This window comes from Pandoraea cepalis, assembly GCF_902459625.1.
GTDB lineage: Bacteria > Pseudomonadota > Gammaproteobacteria > Burkholderiales > Burkholderiaceae > Pandoraea > Pandoraea cepalis.
Genome location: NZ_CABPRY010000010.1, coordinates 48,064 through 66,433 on the forward strand (window position 1 = coordinate 48,064; position 18,370 = coordinate 66,433).

The 18,370-nt window shown below is 65.1% G+C and carries 12 protein-coding genes; 7 read left to right on the forward strand and 5 right to left on the reverse strand.

Translation table 11 applies throughout. The features are described 5' to 3' along the window. The first annotated feature begins 45 nt into the window (after positions 1–45). Both PCE31107_RS18535 and PCE31107_RS18540 read left to right on the forward strand, forming a co-directional pair. Entirely contained in the window at positions 46–2,610 is a 2,565-nt protein-coding gene (locus tag PCE31107_RS18535; protein WP_150610162.1) for a [protein-PII] uridylyltransferase, read from the forward strand. Then, on the forward strand, positions 2,607–4,181 hold the full coding sequence (locus tag PCE31107_RS18540; RefSeq protein ID WP_150610164.1) for a pseudouridine synthase: 1,575 nt from the start codon (positions 2,607–2,609) through the stop codon (positions 4,179–4,181). Before PCE31107_RS18535 ends, PCE31107_RS18540 begins: the two co-directional genes overlap by 4 nt. 197 nt (positions 4,182–4,378) lie before the next feature. Here the strand turns inward: PCE31107_RS18540 and def are convergent, their stop codons facing one another. The 5 genes from def to PCE31107_RS18565 all read right to left on the reverse strand — a co-directional run bounded on the left by def (position 4,379) and on the right by PCE31107_RS18565 (position 13,382). After that, on the reverse strand, positions 4,379–4,912 hold the full coding sequence (def, locus tag PCE31107_RS18545; protein WP_150563524.1) for a peptide deformylase: 534 nt from the start codon (positions 4,910–4,912) through the stop codon (positions 4,379–4,381). Between the two features lie 16 nt (positions 4,913–4,928). Next, on the reverse strand, positions 4,929–7,022 hold the full coding sequence (gene ligA, locus PCE31107_RS18550) for an NAD-dependent DNA ligase LigA (protein WP_150610166.1): 2,094 nt from the start codon (positions 7,020–7,022) through the stop codon (positions 4,929–4,931). Positions 7,023–7,199: 177 nt separating this feature from the next. Beyond that, complete coding sequence (locus PCE31107_RS18555; protein WP_150610168.1) at positions 7,200–8,717, reverse strand: cell division protein ZipA C-terminal FtsZ-binding domain-containing protein; 1,518 nt, start codon at positions 8,715–8,717, stop codon at positions 7,200–7,202. Positions 8,718–8,756: 39 nt separating this feature from the next. Further along, positions 8,757–12,272: a chromosome segregation protein SMC gene (smc, locus tag PCE31107_RS18560; RefSeq protein WP_150610170.1), complete on the reverse strand. Its 3,516-nt coding sequence runs from the start codon at positions 12,270–12,272 to the stop codon at positions 8,757–8,759. Between the two features lie 123 nt (positions 12,273–12,395). Beyond that, a complete protein-coding gene (locus tag PCE31107_RS18565) occupies positions 12,396–13,382 on the reverse strand; it encodes a DMT family transporter (RefSeq protein ID WP_150610172.1) in 987 nt (328 codons plus the stop codon). Positions 13,383–13,732: 350 nt separating this feature from the next. Between PCE31107_RS18565 and dapC the strand changes: the two genes are divergently transcribed. The 5 genes from dapC (at position 13,733) to prmB (ending at position 18,292) form a co-directional block, all read left to right on the forward strand. Beyond that, the gene (gene dapC, locus PCE31107_RS18570; RefSeq protein WP_150610174.1) at positions 13,733–14,935 is read left to right on the forward strand and encodes a succinyldiaminopimelate transaminase; all 1,203 of its coding nucleotides are present in this window, start codon (positions 13,733–13,735) and stop codon (positions 14,933–14,935) included. Positions 14,936–14,959: 24 nt separating this feature from the next. Beyond that, positions 14,960–15,787 carry a 2,3,4,5-tetrahydropyridine-2,6-dicarboxylate N-succinyltransferase gene (gene dapD, locus PCE31107_RS18575; protein WP_150610176.1) on the forward strand — a complete coding sequence of 276 codons (828 nt, stop codon included), beginning with the start codon at positions 14,960–14,962 and terminating at the stop codon, positions 15,785–15,787. Between the two features lie 87 nt (positions 15,788–15,874). Further along, positions 15,875–16,222 carry an ArsC family reductase gene (locus PCE31107_RS18580; protein ID WP_150610178.1) on the forward strand — a complete coding sequence of 116 codons (348 nt, stop codon included), beginning with the start codon at positions 15,875–15,877 and terminating at the stop codon, positions 16,220–16,222. Between the two features lie 4 nt (positions 16,223–16,226). Continuing rightward, on the forward strand, positions 16,227–17,378 hold the full coding sequence (dapE, locus tag PCE31107_RS18585; RefSeq protein ID WP_130025796.1) for a succinyl-diaminopimelate desuccinylase: 1,152 nt from the start codon (positions 16,227–16,229) through the stop codon (positions 17,376–17,378). Between the two features lie 20 nt (positions 17,379–17,398). Then, positions 17,399–18,292 carry a 50S ribosomal protein L3 N(5)-glutamine methyltransferase gene (gene prmB, locus PCE31107_RS18590; protein ID WP_150610180.1) on the forward strand — a complete coding sequence of 298 codons (894 nt, stop codon included), beginning with the start codon at positions 17,399–17,401 and terminating at the stop codon, positions 18,290–18,292. Positions 18,293–18,370 lie beyond the last annotated feature (78 nt).

Sequence of the window (18,370 nt, forward strand, 5' to 3'; positions counted from 1 at the left end):
CGGCCGCCCGGCCTGACTCGTTACTTTCACCACCAGGAAGCCGCCATGCACGCGCGTGCGCACGCCCCGTCTCCGCTACGTCAGGCCCTCAAGGACCGCAAGGCCGAACTCGTCGACCGCTTTTCCACGCACGGCAAGATCGACGTGCTTCTGCATGGCTTGTGCCAGGCGGTCGATCAAGCCATGCGCGACGCGTGGGACGAGTGCGAGATGCCCGATGGTTTCGCGCTCGTCGCCGTGGGCGGCTACGGGCGCGGCGAACTGTACCCGCACTCGGACGTCGACATTCTCCTGCTCCACGCGGATGCCGACGCGCAGGTGCTCACCTCGCACGTGGAGCCGTTTATCGGCTTCCTGTGGGATATCGGGCTCGAGATCGGATCGTCGGTCCGCACGGTCGACGAGTGCATCACCGAAGCACATGCCGACGTCACTGTACAAACCAGTCTGCTGGAAGCCCGCCTGCTCACCGGCAATGCGGCGCTCTTCGACGACTTCGAGCGGCGCTTCTCCGCCGATCTCGATCCGCGAGCGTTTTTCCGCAGCAAACAGTTGGAGATCCGCCAGCGTCACGCCAAGTATCAGGACACCCCGTACAGCCTTGAACCCAACTGCAAGGAAAGCCCGGGCGGACTGCGCGACCTGCAGGTCATTCTCTGGATGACGAAGGCCGCCGGCCTCGGCAACAGCTGGGCGGAACTGTTCGCGCGGGAACTGCTGACCGATCGTGAGCTCAAGGAGCTGCGCCGCAACGAGCAATTCCTCAAGGGCCTGCGCGCACGGCTGCACTTGCTGGCGCGACGGCGTCAGGACGTGCTCGTATTCGACATGCAAACGTCGCTCGCGCAAAGTCTCGGCTTCGATGCCACCCCCACCAAGCGGGCCAGCGAGCAGCTCATGCGGCGCTACTACTGGGCCGCCAAAGCCGTCTCGCAACTCAATACGGTGCTGCTGCTCAACGTCGAAGCGCGCCTGTTCCCGCAAACCAGCGGGGTCACGCGGGTGATCAACGAGCGTTTCGTCGAGAAGCAAGGGATGATCGAGATCGTGGACGACGAGTTGTACCAGCGTCACCCGAATGCGATCCTCGAGACGTTCCTGCTTTACGAACAGGTCGTCGGTGTGAAGGGGCTCTCGGCGCGCACGCTGCGGGCGCTGTATAACGCTCGCGAACTGATGAACGCGCAGTGGCGCGCCGACCCCGAAAATCGCAGCACCTTTCTCGGCATTCTCCAGCAGCCGCAGGGCATTACCCACGCCTTGCGCCTGATGAACCAGACGAGCGTGCTCGGCCGCTACCTGATCAACTTTCGTCGCGTGGTTGGCCAGATGCAGCACGACCTGTACCACGTCTACACCGTCGACCAGCACATCTTGATGGTCGTGCGCAACATCCGCCGTTTCGCCGTGGCGGAGCACGCGCACGAGTACCCGTTCTGCAGCCAGTTGATCGCGAACTTTGACCGACCTTGGGCGCTGACGGTCGCGGCCTTGTTTCACGACATTGCGAAGGGTCGCGGTGGCGATCACTCCACGCTCGGCATGGCCGATGCCCGACGTTTCTGCGCCCGTCACGGCATCGACAAGGAGGACACGGATCTGATCGTCTGGCTGGTGGGTGAGCATTTGACGATGAGCACGGTGGCGCAGAAGCAGGACACCACCGACCCCGAGGTCATCCGACGCTTTGCGGCGAAAGTGGGAAATGAGCGGCGCCTGACGGCACTGTATCTCCTGACGGTCGCCGATATTCGCGGCACCAGTCCGAAGGTGTGGAACGCCTGGAAGGGCAAGCTGCTGGAAGACCTGTATCGGCTGACGTTACAGGTGCTGGGCGGCGCCAATCCGGATCCGCGTTCACAGCTCAAAGCGCGCAAGGAAGAGGCCCTCGGGCTGCTGCGCCTCTACACCGTGCCGGAGCGCGCGCAGGAGGCACTCTGGAGCACGCTGGACGTCGCCTACTTCCTGCGCAACGATCCGGCCGACGTCGCATGGCAGACGCGCCATCTTTGGCGGCACGTGGGCAGCGCGACCCCCATTGTCAAGGCTCGTCCCTCACCGATCGGCGAAGGGCTGCAGGTGATGGTCTACGTGCGCGACCAACTCGATCTGTTCGCGCGCATTTGCGGCTATTTCGAGCGCAAAGGGCTATCGATTCTCGACGCCAAGGTACATACGACCAGCCACGGCTTTGCCCTGGACAGCTTTCTGCTGACCGACCCGGGTCTGGACACGAGCTATCGCGACATCATCAATCTGGTGGAGAGCGAACTGGTGTCGCTGCTCACGCGTGTCGAGCCACTGGCAGAGCCCAGCAAAGGCCGGCTGCCGCGACGCTCGCGCAGTTTCCCGGTCACGCCGCGCGTCGATTTGCGCCCCGACGATCGCGGTCAGTACTACTTGCTATCGGTGTCGGCCAACGACCGCACCGGTCTGCTGTACGCGGTCGCTCGCGTGCTTGCGCGTCACGGCGTAAGCGTGCGTACCGCCCGCATCAACACCCTCGGCGAGCGTGTCGAAGACACGTTCCTGCTCGATGGCAGCCGTTTGCAGGACAGTCGTCTGCAAATCGCCGTCGAGACCGAATTACTCGAAGCATTGGAATCATGAGCGATACCCCGCGCACCAAACTGAGCGCCAAACATCCCCGCACTCTCGACAAGACTCGCGCTCCGGTGCGTTCGTCCGGCGCGCTGAGCCGTCCGACCAAAGCCGTGCCCGCGTCGATGCTCGACGCCAGCGGCGCAAAAAAGAAGCCGGCCGCGAAACCGGCACGACCGCGTACGGTGGACAATGCGGCTACGCCGGCGGGTGCACGTCGCCCGGCCGGAAGTGCCGTCGCGCCACGCAAACCTGCGGCCGGCAGCACAACGCCGTACGAAAAGCGTTCGACGGGCGAACGTCCGCCCGCACGTGGCCAACGCGAGCGCGTTGCTGGCGCGCGTCCGGCACGACTTGACGACGAAACGCGTCCGCGTCGCGCTGCCGAAGGCGGTGCCCGTGGCGATTTCGCCCGCCCGGCCAAACGGGGACCCGACGACCGTGCCCCGCGCCGTTTTGACGAAGACCGTCCGCGTCGTGCCGCCGAAGGTGGCGCCCGTGGCGATTTCGCCCGTCCGGCCAAACGGGGACCCGACGACCGTGCCCCGCGCCGTTTTGACGAAGACCGTCCGCGTCGCGCTGCCGAAGGTGGTGCCCGTGGCGATTTCGCCCGTCCGGCCAAACGGGGACCCGACGACCGTGCCCCACGCCGTTTTGACGAAGACCGTCCGCGTCGCGCTGCCGAAGGTGGCGCCCGTGGCGAAGGCGCGCCCGGCGGCCGCTTCGCCCGCGACGATCGTGACGCGCGGACCGCACGGCCGGCACGCCCCGCGCGCGTCGCGCGCGATGCCGATGACGACGTCAAGATCCATCACGACGCCGCTGGGTCGCTGCGCCTATCCAAGCGCATGTCTGAACTCGGCCTGTGTTCGCGTCGCGAAGCCGACGAGTGGATCGCCAAGGGTTGGGTTCGCGTCGACGGCAAGGTCGTGACCGAACTCGGCACGAAGATCCTGCCGACCCAGGAAATTACCGTCGTGCAGGCTGCGCACAAGGAGCAAGCCAATCGCATGACGATCCTGCTGCACAAGCCCGTGGGCTACGTCTCCGCACAGGCAGAAGACGGCTACGAGCCCGCTGTCGTGCTGGTCACGCGCGAGCATCACTGGGCCGAGGACGATTCCGGCGTGCGTTTCTCGCCGTCGCATCTACGCAGTCTCGCGCCCGCCGGACGCCTCGACATCGACTCGACCGGCCTGCTCGTCCTGACGCAAGACGGTCGCATTGCCAAGCAACTGATCGGGGAAGATTCGGATATCGAGAAGGAGTACCTCGTGCGCGTCTCGTATAACGAGCATGTCGAAAACGTTCAGGCGCATTTCCCGGCAGACCGTCTGGCCCTGCTGCGTCACGGCCTGGAACTCGACGATCAACCGCTCAAACCCGCACAGGTCGAGTGGCAGAACCCGGAGCAACTGCGCTTCGTGCTCAAGGAAGGCAAGAAACGTCAGATCCGCCGGATGTGCGAACTGGTCGGCCTGCATGTGACCGGCCTCAAGCGCGTTCGCATGGGACGCATCACGCTGGGCAACCTGCCCGTTGGTGAGTGGCGCTACCTGCGCGCCGGCGAAGGCTTCTGAGTCGGCACACAGCCCATGAAAAAGCCTGCCATCGCGGCAGGCTCATCGTGCACATGAACCCCATGCTTCTCGGAGCATGGGGTTTTGTCTTTCAGGCGAGGGCGCTATCGGACGAGCCCGCGATCTGGTCCAGACGCTCGGCAAGATCAGCCAATTGCCGCGAATCAGATTAACGCGGTGCCGCCTCGTCCCCCGCGTCAGTCGTCGCTCTTGGGATCAAGTCCCGGAAAGAGAATCTCGGTAAATCCAAACTTGCTGAAGTCGGTAATGCGCATCGGGTAGAGCTTGCCGATCAGGTGGTCGCACTCGTGTTGAACGACTCGGGCGTGAAAGCCCTCAGCCACGCGATCGATCGCTCGGCCATACTGGTCGACCCCCTCATAGCGAAGCATCGAATAACGATTGACCATGCCGCGCAGCCCCGGCACCGACAAGCAGCCTTCCCAGCCCTCTTCCATGTCCTGCGTGAGCGGTGTGATGACGGGATTGATGAGCACGGTTTCAGGCACTTCGGGCGCGTCCGGGTAGCGCTCGTTATGCTCGAAGCCGAAGATCACCACCTGCAGATCGACGCCGATCTGCGGCGCCGCCAGTCCCGCGCCGTTTGCGTGCTTCATGGTGTCGAACATGTCGGCGACCAGCTCCCGCAACTCGGGCGTGTCGAAATGTTCCACGGGTTTGGCGATGCGCAGCAGGCGCGGATCGCCCATCTTCAGGATGTCGCGAATCATCGATTGGATCCTCCCATCAAAGCGCGGCCAACATCGCCCGCATAGCGTCTTCATCCAGCACGGGCACACCCAGTGCCTCAGCCTTCGCCAACTTGCTGCCGGCTTCTGCGCCCGCCACCACGTAGTCGGTTTTCGCAGAAACCGAACCGGCAACCTTTGCCCCCCGCTCCTCCAGCATGGCTTTCGCCTCGTCGCGCGAGAGCGTCGGCAGCGTGCCTGTGAGCACGAAGGTCTTGCCGGCCAGCGGCAGCGGTGCCGCAGCCGCCGGCTCCGATTCCACCCAGGTCACGCCCGCCGCCCGCAGTTGCTCAATCACTTCGACATTATGCGGTTCGCCAAAGAAATTGGCGATGGACTGGGCCACAATCGGTCCGACGTCGGGCACGGCCAGCAACTCCTCGGTGCTCGCCGCCATCACATTGTCGAGCTTGCCAAAATGACGCGCGAGATCCTTCGCCGTCGCCTCGCCCACATGGCGAATACCCAACGCGAAGATGAACCGCGCCAGCGTTGTGTGACGCGCCGTCTCCAACGCCGCCACGAGATTGGACGCCGACTTGTCGGCCATCCGGTCAAGCGCGGCAAGCTTCGCCACGCCCAGTTTGAACAGATCTGCAGGCGTGCGAATGATGTGCTGGTCGACCAGCTGCTCCACGAGCTTGTCGCCAAGCCCCTCGATGTCGAGCGCCCGACGCTGGGCAAAGTGCAGCAACGCCTGCTTGCGCTGCGCCGCGCAAATCAAGCCGCCCGTGCATCGCGCGATCACCTCGTCGGGCAGTTTCTCGATGGCCGATCCGCACACCGGGCACGCCGTCGGCATGACGAACGCTCTTGCATCGTCGGGTCGACGCTCGAGCACCGATCCGACGACTTCCGGAATCACATCGCCCGCCCGGCGCACGATCACCGTATCGCCGATCATCACGTCCTTGCGGCGAATCTCGTCTTCGTTGTGCAGCGTAGCATTCGTGACGGTCGCCCCGCCGACAAAGACGGGCGAGAGCCGCGCCACCGGCGTAATTGCCCCGGTCCGCCCCACCTGCACTTCGATGTCGAGCAACGTCGTCAGCGCCTCCTGCGCCGGAAACTTGTGCGCCAGCGCGAAGCGCGGAGCGCGTGAGACAAATCCAAGCCGATCCTGCTCGTCGCGACGATTGACCTTGTAGACGACGCCATCGATGTCGTAAGGCAGCGACTCACGCGCCTCTCCCACCGCGCGGTAGAACGCCAGCAACCCCTGTGCGCCCTGCACGACTTCGCGCCGCTCGTTGACCGGAATGCCGAGCGTGACATACCAATCGAGCAATGCCGAGTGCGTCTCCGGCATCGGCACACCCACCAGCTCCCCCACCCCATAAGCAAAGAACGACAACGGACGCTTCGCCGTAATCCTCGAATCGAGCTGCCGCAGGCTGCCCGCCGCCGCGTTGCGCGGATTGACGAACACCTTCTCGCCTGCCGCTTCCTGCGCCCGATTGAGTTTGTCGAAGTCGGCCCGGAACATCAGCACTTCACCACGCACCTCAAGCACTTCGGGCGGGTTGTCGGTCTTCAGGCGCAGCGGAATCGTCTTGATCGTGCGGATGTTTGCGGTGACCTCCTCGCCCGTCGTGCCGTCGCCACGCGTGGCCGCCTGAACGAGCACCCCGCGCTCATAGCGCAATGCGATCGCGAGCCCGTCAAACTTCAGCTCGGCCGCATATTCGACGGGCGCGCCGAACAGATCGCCGGTGGGTGCGCCGCCATCGCGCAGTCCATCCGACACGCGACGATCGAACGCTTGAACATCCTCGTCGGCAAAGCCGTTGTTCAGCGAGAGCATCGGCACGCGATGCACGACCTGTGCGAACCCTTCCACCGGCTTGCCACCCACACGTTGCGTGGGTGAATCGGGACGCTTCAATTCGGGATGATTCGTCTCGAGCGCGACCAGTTCGGCAAACAGCCGGTCGTACTCGGCATCCGGAATCAGCGGCGCATCCTCTTCGTAGTACGCGCGGTTGTGACGCGCCAACTCGGCACGCAACTCGGCCGCGCGGCGGGCGGCGGGCGATGCATCGGTAGCGGTAGGGGCGTTCGCGCCCTGACCCGGAACAGAAGTTTGGGACATGCAAGCAGACTCGGGAGACGGGAAGTCAGGACATTATGCCTTCGACGTACGCAACTGCGCGTTGTCGATCGCATTCATCCATCGATTGGAACAAAAAACGCCGCTCACCCGACGGTGAACGGCGTGCTTCGAACGCGGCATCCGACGGGTCGTCGTCTGCCGCGCTTCGGTTCGAAATTACTGGCTGAACAGGCGGCGCGTGACCGGCGAGCCCGCCGGCAGACCGCGCGCCTCGAGGCGTTCGTAGAGCTTGAGCAATTGCTTGTCGACGTTTTGCAGCGCAGCATCGGAGAGCGGTCGACGCTGATCGTCCACCACCCGGCCCCCGATGCGCTGTCCGATCGAACGTGCGTAATCGCACATCAGACGGAACGGCAGCAGGTCCTCGTCGGCCACCGGCACATCGAGCAGCATCGTGATCAGATCGCCGCCCTTGTATGTCAGGTCGTCACGCAGGAAGTTGGTGTCGCCGAACTGCAGCATGAACACCGGATTCTGGCGTGCATCGAGCTTGACGAACCGCATGCCGTCGCGTGAGAGCAGCAGCCCGTCTTGCGTGGCGACCGCCTGCACGTAGTTGGCCGACCACGGCGCGCCGTCCGAAAGCACGTTCACCGACAGTTGGGCATCGCATTGCGCGGCAAAGCTGTCGAGTTCACGGCCGCGGGCGACCGTCTCCACCATGTCGGGCAATTCGGGCAAGGCGTCAGCCGCATCGGCGAGGGTCTGCACGAGATTCGAAAACTCGGAGAACTCGACCTCATTCAGGGCGCCCGCGCGGTTGGCCAACTGTACAGCCATACGCAACTGGTGGTAGCGCCCGCCGGAGCGAATCAACTCCCACGGCGAATGCTCGTCGGCACGGCCCTCAATGTTGACGGGTTTGCTGCCCGCGCGGCGCATGCGTACCGTCAGCGGCATCAAACGCTCCGCCGCGATCACATTGGCCAACGGTAGTGCGACGACGCAGTCGATGCGCTCGTCGATGATCGGTGGCGGACCGCTCGGCGCAGCCGGCGGTGCTGCCACGGGCACCACGGCCGCAGTCGCTGCCTCGGGCGTGGCAGCCGCCGTCGCGACTGCCTCGGCGTTCGCGACGGGTTCGTTGGTGTCGACGTTGGCGAGCTCGGGCGCCGCGGCCGCCGTGGCGACCGAACCGGCCGCCGCAGCGTCCACCGTGTCATCGGCCGCCAGTTCCGCGTCAAAGCGTGCGACCGCGCTCGCGGCCGCCGCTTCCTGCGCATCGCGGGCCTGCGCTTGCCTGTCGAGAGCGCCGTCGTCGGCCTCCACCGCCGTGTCGGCCGTGGCAGTCACGGACTCCTCGGGGCGGGCGGCATGGGCTGCGGCGTCCTGCGTGGCGCGCTTGCGCGATGCCGGCGGCGCATCCCAGGCATCCTCGTTGATCGCGAACGCATCTTGCACCGAACTGCCGGCCGCCACCGCTGGCCCCAGCGTGGGCTCACGGCGCTCGCTCGACTGTGCCGGCACCCGCGGCGGCGAAAGCGTCGGTTCGATGAACGGACGATCGTCGTCGGCATCCGGCACGCCGGCGGTCGCATCGATGCCGGCACCGTCGACCGGCATGCGACGCGGTATTCGTGCGCGTGCCTTGCTGCCCTGCCAGGCGTTATAGGCCACGACTCCCAGCAGTACCACTACCCCTGCGCCAATCAAGCTGAGCTGCAGTTCATTCATGCGCGGCGTTCCTCTCTCTTCTCCATCGTGGGCGCGGGCTCAGACGATCTCGGCCAGATTGATCGCCGACTCCATGTCCACCGCGACGATCCGCGACACCCCTTGTTCCTGCATGGTGACGCCGATGAGCTGATTGGCCATTTCCATCGCGATTTTGTTATGCGAAATAAATACGAATTGGGTACGGTCCGACATGCGCGCCACCATCTTGGCGTAGCGCTCGGTGTTGGCATCGTCCAGCGGCGCGTCCACCTCGTCGAGCAAACAGAACGGTGCCGGATTGAGCTGGAACATGCCGAACACCAGTGCAATGGCCGTGAGCGCCTTCTCCCCCCCCGACAGCAGATGAATCGTGGAGTTCTTCTTGCCTGGCGGTTGCGCCATGACTTGTACGCCAGCGTCGAGGATTTCGTCGCCGGTCATGATGAGCTTGGCTTGTCCGCCGCCGAACAGCAGCGGGAACAGTTCGCCGAAATGCTTGTTCACTTCGTCGAACGTGCCCTGGAGCATCAACCGCGTCTCTTCGTCGATTTTGCGAATCGCGCCTTCGAGGGTGTCGATGGCATCGTTCAGGTCGGCCGACTGTGCGTCGAGGAAGACCTTGCGCTCACGCGCCGTCTCCAACTCTTCCAGCGCGGCCATGTTGACCGGACCCAACGCGTTGATCGCGTTGTTGATGCGGGTGACTTCGCCTTGCAGGTACGACGGCTTCATTTCGGGCGTGAGCTTGACGGCGAGTGCCTCCTCGTCGACCTCGGCCGCCGTCAGTTGCTCGACAAACTGCTCGCGGTTCAGGCGTGCCGCCTGCTCCTTCAACTGGAATTCCGTGATTCGGTCGCGCAGCGGTTGCAGCCCGCGCTCCGCCGCCAGCCGCTCTTCGTCGCTCTGACGCAACTTGTGCGTGAGCGCCTCAAGTTCGATGCGTGCGGCCCCGAGAATCTCTTCCTTCTGCGCGCGGAGTTCAAGCGCGTCCTGCAAACCGTTCTCGACCGTCTGTTCGGTGATCTGCGCGAGTTCGGCCTGTGCCTGCTCGATCGACACCACCAAACGTTCGGCCTGCTCGAGCGCCGTCTGGATACTGCGGCGGTGCTCGTCGATCTTGCTTGAAATCCCTTTTTGACCGAACGCCGCTTCCTGCGCCAGACGCTCCAACTCGCGCGCGCGGTTGCGGGCATCCGAGAGCCGGCTGTCGAGCGATTCGAATTCGAGCTGCCCGTCTTCGAACGTCGCCTGCAATTCGGCCAGACGCGCGTCGCTCTGCTCGAAGTTCGCCTCCGATTCGGCGCGCAGCGCCAGTTGCTCCTCGATCTGCGCGGCGATTTCACGCAGCTCTTCGTCGATCTGCGTGCTGCGGGCGTTGAAGCGCTCATAGGCTTGCGTGAGCTTGAGCACATCCATCTGCAGCGCATGCACACGCTGGGTGGCGCGCTCGGCACGCCCGCGCACCTCGGTGAGCGACTGGGCCGCCTGGCTGTAGGCAGCCTCCGCCCGCACGGCGGCGGCCTTGGCTTCGTCCGACAGCAACACCTGCGCGCGCAGTTGCTTGCCCAGGTTCTCGATTTCCTGCTGACGCGCGAGCAAGCCAGCCTGCTCGGAGTCGGCGGCATAAAGCTGCACACCCACGCGCGTGACCTGGTGCCCCGCCTTGACGACGAACGACGCGCCCTCCGGCAGTTGCGCCCGGGCGACCATCGCCTGCGCGAGATCGTCGGCGACGAACACGTGACCGAGCCACTCCTGCAGCACGGCACGAAGGCCAGGATCGTCGATGCGCAGCAACGAAAGCAGCGGGCGCAGCGACGCCGGGGCGTCGAGCGCACGCGCGGCGGCTGGCGGCGAATAGAACGCCAGCTTGGCCGGCGGCGCATCGCTCGCAAACGCCTTCACCCAGTCCAGATTGCTGATTTCCAGGGCAGCCAGACGCTCGCGCAGCACCGATTCAAGGGCGTTTTCCCAGCCCGGCTCAATGTGCAGTTTTTTCCATAGACGCGGCAATTGCGCCAGCTCGTGCTTGTCGAGCCACGGCTGCACCTTGCCCTCCGTCTGCACACTCTCCTGAAGTTGCTTGAGTGCGGTGAGGCGCGCTTCGAGCTGCGCAATGGACGCGGCTTCGGACTGCACCCGCGCCTGCGCCTCGGCACGCTCGGCTTCGAGTCGCGGCAGCCGCTCCTGCGCGTCGGCAAGTTCGGCCTGCGCGTCTTCGAGCATCGCCTGATGTTCGGCAAGATCGGCGCGCTGCATCTCCAGCTCGGCTTCGTCGGGCTTGTCGAGCCCGCGCGCCTCCCCTTGCAGACGCTCCTGACGCTGCTGCAACTGCTGCAACGCCTGATCGGCATTGCGCTGGTGCGCCGCTTCGAGCTTCAGACTCTGCTCGACCTGCGAAATCTCGCTGCGCTGCTCGTTGAGCAGGGTCTGCGCGTCGCGCCAGCCGGCTTCCAGCGCCGGCAGCGCGTCGTTCTGATCGGCCGCCTGATCCTGCGCCGTGGCCGCGCGCTCTTCGGCGATGATGAGTTCCTCTTCCGCGAGCGCCAGGGCCTCTTCCGACTGCGCCGATCGCGCCTGCCATTGCTCGCGCTGCGAGGTGAGCGCCGCCAGTTGCGCCTGCACGCGGTTGCGCGACTCGACGACGTAGCGGATCTCGGCTTCCAGCCGGCTGACCTCCGAATTCGCCTCGTACATGGCGCTTTGCGCGGCCTGAACGGCATCGGTGGCCGTGTAATGAGCGGCGCGCAGCGTTTCGAGATCCGATTCGGAGCCGCGCAGACGCGCCATCTGCGCTTCGAGATCGACCTGCGCCGATTCAATCGCGCGCTGTTGACGCTCTTGTTCGTTCTGGGCTTCGTTCTTGCGCAGCAGCCACAGCAGCTGCTGCTTTTCTTCGCCGTCGCGATGCAAGTCCTTGTACCGATTCGCCACCACGGCCTGCGATTCCAGCTTTTCGAGATTGCTGCCGAGTTCGCGCAGAATGTCTTCGACGCGCGTGAGGTTCTCGCGCGTGTCCTGCAGGCGGTTCTCGGTCTCGCGACGGCGCTCCTTGTACTTGGAGACGCCCGCGGCTTCTTCGAGGAACACGCGCAACTCTTCCGGCTTGGCCTCGATGATGCGCGAGATCATCCCCTGCCCGATGATGGCGTAGGCGCGCGGCCCGAGGCCAGTGCCGAGGAAGATGTCCTGAATGTCGCGCCGGCGGGCCGGCAGGTTGTTGATGTAGTAGCTGGAGGTGCCATCGCGCGTAAGCACGCGCTTGACCGCGATGTCGGCGTACTGGCTCCACTGCCCGGCGGCGCGCCCGGCGCTGTTGTCGAACACGAGTTCGACGCTGGCGCGGCTCGCCTGCTTGCGGGCGGTCGACCCGTTGAAAATCACGTCCTGCATCGATTCGCCGCGCAGCTCCGAGGCGCGCGACTCACCGAGCACCCAGCGCACGGCGTCGATGATGTTGGATTTGCCGCACCCGTTGGGGCCAACGATCCCGACCAGTTGGCCAGGCACCGCGAAGTTCGTCGGATCGACGAAGGACTTGAAGCCGGCGAGTTTGATGGAGGTCAGACGCACGGCAGGTTCGCTTTATCGGTCATGGAATGATGGGAAAGACGCAGACGCGCTTAGCTGGTCCTGTCGGGCCTTGCGCGCACTGCTGCGCACTGGCCGCTGACATCGATATGACATCGGTTCGCATCATACCATCGCATCCCCCGCCGTCGCGCATTTACAACGCCCGGAATCCGGCAAAATGCCTGACAGCACGCCGGCGGCCACAATGCACAGTCCGCCCGCAATGTCGCGCACGCCCAGCCCTTCGCTCGCCAGCCACCAGGACGATATCGCCGCCACCACGATCTCGAAGAGCATGATGAGCGCCGCCTGATTGGCGGGCACCCGGGCCAGCCCGAACTGCACCACGACGTTGGTCAGCGCAATCGCGCCGCCCAAGGCGAGCGCCACGGCAGCGGCGGCCGTACCCGACGTGAGCACCGAGACGGCAGCGCGCCCCGTGTCGGTCCCGCCATCGAACGGCAACACCAGCAACCCGCCGACCACGCAGCCGAGATACAGCGTCCAACTGCGCATTTCGGCACGCACGTCGGGCATCGCCTGACTGACGCGCCGCAGCAGCACGTTATTGAGCGCAAAGGCCGCCCCGGCAATGGCACCCGCCCATTCGCCGGGATTGTTGGGCAGCGGCCAGCCCAGCGCGGGCGACCAGAGCATCAGCCCCGCCCCACCGAGCGCCAGCGCGATCAGCCCAACGCCGCGCACGCCGACGCGCTCGCCCAGCAGCCAGTGGGCGAACAGCGCCGTCCAGACCGGCGTCAGGTAGAACAGCAGCAGCACACGCATCACATGACCGTGCGTCGTGCCCCAGACAAACGCGACGTTGGTCGCGCCGCCGGCGAACCCCACCCCCGCGAGCAGCCACGACCACCGCAGCGTGCCGAGCGAGCGGCGATATACGAGCGTGAGCAACAGCAGCGCGACGCTTGCGGTACCGATCTGCGCGGGAACGGCCGCCACGCCCCACTGGGCGAGCATGCGATAGGGAAACCAGGCCAGCCCCCACACCGACGACCCCATAAGAATGGCCAGTGCAGGTGCCGCCCGAACGCGCAGCGACGCGCTCGCCGTCGACGCCGGGCCGTGTGCGCCGTTGCCGGCTACGGTCATGCTGTTGACTCCTGAAAAATCTGAGTTATTCCTTGGGCTTGCCCCATCGGCGCCTCGGAATAGGCTGAATTACGCAGCGGTCGCGCTTTGTGCGCGCCATAACGGTATAATTTTCGCTTTGCCGATCTTGCCATTCTTTAGCGCGTTCGGGAACCGTCCTTCGCGCGTTGTTACGAACGATACCGCCGCCCTGCGTGGCCTGCGCCCTGCCAGTCCGGCCCCGGAAAGCGCTCGTCGTGCCGCGCGGCGGCGCGGTGCAACGCCCGGCCGGCCCGAACGGCGCCGGATTGCCCTCGAAAGGTGCCTTGCCCGGCAGCGCGAACCCTAGCCCTGAGTCTGTTTGAATTCACGTGAACCCATTACTCGACAAGCTCCAGCCCTACCCCTTTGAACGCCTGAAGTCGTTGGTGGCGGACATCACGCCTGCCAGCACGTACAAGGCCATCAGCTTCGGCATCGGGGAGCCCAAGCACCCGACGCCGCAGTTCATCAAGGAAGCCCTGATCGACGGGCTGGGCGGCCTTTCGAACTATCCGGCCACCGCGGGCGGCGAGCCGCTGCGCGTGGCAATCGCCGAGTGGCTGGAGCGCCGGTACGCGCTGCCCAACGTGAATCCGGCCACGGAAGTCCTGCCGGTCACGGGCTCGCGCGAGGCACTCTTTTCGTTCGCACAGGCGGTCGTCGACGGTAGCAAGCCTGGCGCGCGCGTGGTGTGTCCGAACCCGTTCTACCAGATCTACGAAGGCGCCACGCTGCTCGCCGGCGCGACGCCCTATTACGTCGACAGCGATCCCGCGCGTAATTTCGCCCCGGACTACGACGCCGTGCCGGCCGACGTCTGGCGCGACGTCCAACTTGTCTATCTCTGCTCGCCGGGCAATCCGACCGGCGCCGTGCTGAGTCTTGCCGACTGGAAGCGCCTGTTCGACCTCTCCGACGAATTCGGCTTCGTGATTGCGTCGGACGAGTGTTATTCCGAGATCTACTTCGACGAAGAACATGCGCCGCTGGGCGCCCTGGCGGCGGCGCATCGACTGGGTCGGGGCTTCGACCGTCTGGTCGTGTTCTCGAGCCTGTCGAAGCGCTCGAACGTGCCGGGCATGCGCTCGGGGTTCGTGGCGGGCGACGCCGCCGTCCTCAAGAAATTCCTGCTGTACCGCACGTACCACGGCTGCGCGATGAGTCCGGCCGTGCAAGCGGCGAGCGTTGCAGCGTGGAATGATGAAGCCCACGTGCGTCTGAACCGCAGCAAGTACCTGAAGAAGTTCCAGACCGTCACGCCAATGCTCGCCGACGTGCTCGACGTGCGTCTGCCGGACGCGGGCTTCTACCTGTGGGCCCGGGTCGACACGAAAACCGGCTTGTCCGACACGGAATTCACGCGCCAGTTGCTGGCGCAATACAATGTGGCCGTACTGCCCGGGTCGTACCTGGGCCGCGCGACGCACGGCACCAACCCGGGCGAGAACTATGTGCGCATCGCCCTCGTGGCCGATGTGGATGAATGCACCGAAGGCGCCCAGCGCATCGTGCAGTTCTGCCAATCCCTTTAATTCTCACTGCAACCGATTCTCGCCATGTCGCAACCACTGCAAACCACCATCGACCAAGCCTGGGACAACCGTGCCGAGATCTCGGCAAAGTCGGCACCTGCCGAGGTGCGTGAGGCCGTCGCCCACGTCATCGCCGAACTGGACAAGGGCGCCCTGCGCGTGGCCCAGAAGCAAGACGGCCATTGGATCGTGAACCAATGGGTCAAGAAGGCCGTGCTGCTGTCGTTCCGCCTCGAAGACAATGTCGTGATGCCGGCTGGCGGCTTCAGCCAGTTCTATGACAAGGTGCCGAGCAAGTTCGCCGACTACACCGCCGACGACTTCGCACGCGGCGGTTTCCGCGTCGTGCCGCCGGCCGTGGCGCGTCGTGGCTCGTTCATCGGCAAGAACGTCGTCCTGATGCCGTCGTACACCAACATCGGCGCCTACGTCGACGAGGGCACGATGGTCGACACGTGGGCCACTGTCGGTTCTTGCGCCCAGATCGGCAAGAACGTTCACCTCTCGGGCGGCGTCGGTATCGGCGGCGTGCTCGAACCGCTGCAGGCCAACCCGGTCATCATCGAGGACAACTGCTTCGTCGGCGCCCGCTCTGAAGTCGTGGAAGGCGTGATCGTCGAAGAGAACTCGGTGATCTCCATGGGCGTGTATCTGGGGCAATCGACCAAGATCTACGATCGCGAAACCGGTGAAGTGCATTATGGCCGCGTGCCGGCCGGCTCGGTCGTGGTGCCGGGCAACCTGCCCACGAAGGACGGAAAGTACAGCCTGTACTGCGCCGTGATCGTGAAGAAGGTCGATGCGCAAACGCGCGCCAAGACGGCCATCAATGACCTGCTGCGCGGCGAATAAGGCGACGCGGCATCCGAGGCTTCGCCGCCTGTCGGGCGGCGACGGCTTCGGCGCGTCTTTGCAATCGCGACACCAGGAGTTTCGGCGATGACGGCAGTGCTGTATGGCATTCCCAACTGCGACACCGTGAAGAAGGCGCGCACCTGGCTCGACGAGCATGGCGTGGCGTACGATTTTCACGACTTCAAGAAAGCGGGCGTGAACGACGCACTGCTGGACACCTGGCTCGCCCAGGTACCGCTTGCCACGCTGCTCAATCGCAAGGGCACGACCTGGCGCAAACTCTCGCCGGAACAACAAGCGGCGGCGGCCGATACGTCGGTGGCCCGCACGCTGATGGTCGAAAATCCGTCGCTCATCAAGCGCCCGGTGCTGGTGGCCGATGGCCAGGTTTGCGTGGGCTTCACGCCCGACAGTTACGCCTCACGATTCTGAATTCATGACTTTCTCCCAAGGCGCCACGCTGGCGCTCACCGAGCAACTGATCGCCCGTCACTCGGTGACGCCCGAAGACCGCGACTGCCAGGCCATCCTGGCCCGCCGCCTCGAAGCCATCGGCTTCGCGTGCGAGACCATCGCGTCGAACGGCGTGACCAACCTCTGGGCGCTCAAGCGCGGCACGCGCGGCACCGACGGCCGGCTGCTCGTCTTCGCAGGCCACACCGACGTCGTACCGACCGGCCCGCTGGAGCAATGGCATTCGGATCCGTTTGCCCCCACGCATCGTGACGGCATGCTCTACGGTCGTGGCGCCGCCGATATGAAAACGTCGCTTGCGGCGTTCGTGGTCGCCTCCGAGGAGTTCGTCGCCCAACATCCGGATCACACCGGCTCCGTGGGTTTCCTGCTGACCAGCGACGAGGAAGGCCCCGCCACCGACGGTACCGTGAAGGTCGTTGAAGCGCTCACGGCGCGGGGCGAGCGCCTGGACTATTGCGTGGTCGGTGAGCCGACATCGAGCCAGCGCCTGGGCGACATGGTCAAGAACGGGCGTCGCGGATCGATGTCGGGCAAGCTCGTCATCAAGGGCGTGCAGGGGCACATTGCCTATCCGCACCTCGCCAAGAACCCAACGCACCTATTCGCACCGGCACTGGCCGAGCTGACGCAAACCGTGTGGGACAACGGCAACGAGTATTTCCCGCCCACCACGTGGCAAATCTCGAATATCCACGCAGGCACCGGCGCGACCAACGTCATTCCCGGCGAGTTGACGGTGATGTTCAACTTCCGCTTCTCGACGGCCAGCACGTCCGACGGCCTCCAGCAACGGGTGCATGCGTTGCTCGACCGTCACGGCCTGACCTATACGCTCGACTGGTCGATCAGCGGCCAGCCGTTCCTCACGCCGCGCGGCGACCTGTCGGCAGCGCTCGCGAGCGCCATCCGCGAGGAAACGGGGCTCGAGACCGAACTCTCGACCACGGGCGGCACGTCCGACGGGCGTTTTATCGCGCGCCTCTGCCCGCAGGTCATCGAATTCGGTCCGTGCAACGCCAGCATCCACAAGATCGACGAACACATCGCGGTGGCCGACATCGAACCGCTCAAGAACATCTATCGGGGCGTGTTGACGCGCCTGGTGGTCTGAGACGCACGAGGCATTCCACCATGACGACACAGACCCATCCCTTCCAGACGTTACGCGACCTGTTGCGCTATGCCGTCTCGCGCTTCACCGAGGCCGAGCTGGCCTTCGGGCATGGCACGGCCACGGCGTACGACGAGGCCGCCTATCTGCTGCTGCATACGCTGCACCTGCCGATCGACACACTCGACCCGTTTCTCGACGCCCGTTTGCTGCCCGAGGAAATCGAGCGCGTGCTGTCGGTCGTCAACCGTCGTGCGGGCGAGCGCGTGCCGGCGTCTTACATCACGAATGAAGCGTGGATGCACGGCCACCGGTTCTACGTGGACGAGCGCGTCATCGTGCCGCGCTCGTTCATCGGCGAGTTGCTGGAAGACGCCTTGCAGCCATGGGTCGATCACGCCGACGATGTGGCCGAGGTCCTCGAACTGTGCACCGGCTCGGGCTGCCTGGCGATTCTGGCCGCCGAGACCTTCCCGGCCGCGCAGATCGATGCCGTCGACATTTCACCCGACGCGCTCGCCGTGGCCAAGATCAACGTGGCCGACTACGGCCTCGACGACCGTGTCGCGCTGCATCTGGGCGACCTGTATGCACCGCTGCCCGCGGGCAAGCGTTACGAAGTCATCCTCACCAATCCGCCGTATGTGAACGAAGGCTCGATGCAGGTGCTGCCGGCCGAGTATCGCCACGAGCCGCGTCTTGCCCTGGCGGGGGGTAACGACGGGATGGACGTGGTTCGACGCATCATTGCCGGTGCGCGCGAGCACCTGACGGCGCATGGCGTCCTGGTCGTGGAAATCGGCAACGAACGTCACTTTGTCGAAGCCGCGTTCCCCGATCTGCCGATGACGTGGCTCGCCACGAGCGCCGGCGACGACATGGTGTTCCTGGTGCAGGCCGCCGATCTGCCGTAATCGCCTCGGTGCTCGCCCATTGCAGCGAGTGCTCGCCTAAGGTCATGCAGCCCGGTTACACTCGGGTTCCCGGGTCCG

What these genes read in the sequence shown, in the direction of transcription:
- PCE31107_RS18565 (WP_150610172.1), bottom strand. Translation starts at nt 13,382, where the DNA reads ATGACCGTAGCCGGCAACGGCGCACACGGCCCGGCGTCGACGGCGAGC.
- prmB (WP_150610180.1), top strand. Translation starts at nt 17,399, where the DNA reads ATGACGACACAGACCCATCCCTTCCAGACGTTACGCGACCTGTTGCGC.
- PCE31107_RS18555 (WP_150610168.1), bottom strand. Translation starts at nt 8,717, where the DNA reads ATGAATGAACTGCAGCTCAGCTTGATTGGCGCAGGGGTAGTGGTACTG.
- def (WP_150563524.1), bottom strand. Translation starts at nt 4,912, where the DNA reads ATGATTCGCGACATCCTGAAGATGGGCGATCCGCGCCTGCTGCGCATC.
- PCE31107_RS18580 (WP_150610178.1), top strand. Translation starts at nt 15,875, where the DNA reads ATGACGGCAGTGCTGTATGGCATTCCCAACTGCGACACCGTGAAGAAG.
- dapD (WP_150610176.1), top strand. Translation starts at nt 14,960, where the DNA reads ATGTCGCAACCACTGCAAACCACCATCGACCAAGCCTGGGACAACCGT.
- dapE (WP_130025796.1), top strand. Translation starts at nt 16,227, where the DNA reads ATGACTTTCTCCCAAGGCGCCACGCTGGCGCTCACCGAGCAACTGATC.
- PCE31107_RS18540 (WP_150610164.1), top strand. Translation starts at nt 2,607, where the DNA reads ATGAGCGATACCCCGCGCACCAAACTGAGCGCCAAACATCCCCGCACT.
- PCE31107_RS18535 (WP_150610162.1), top strand. Translation starts at nt 46, where the DNA reads ATGCACGCGCGTGCGCACGCCCCGTCTCCGCTACGTCAGGCCCTCAAG.
- ligA (WP_150610166.1), bottom strand. Translation starts at nt 7,022, where the DNA reads ATGTCCCAAACTTCTGTTCCGGGTCAGGGCGCGAACGCCCCTACCGCT.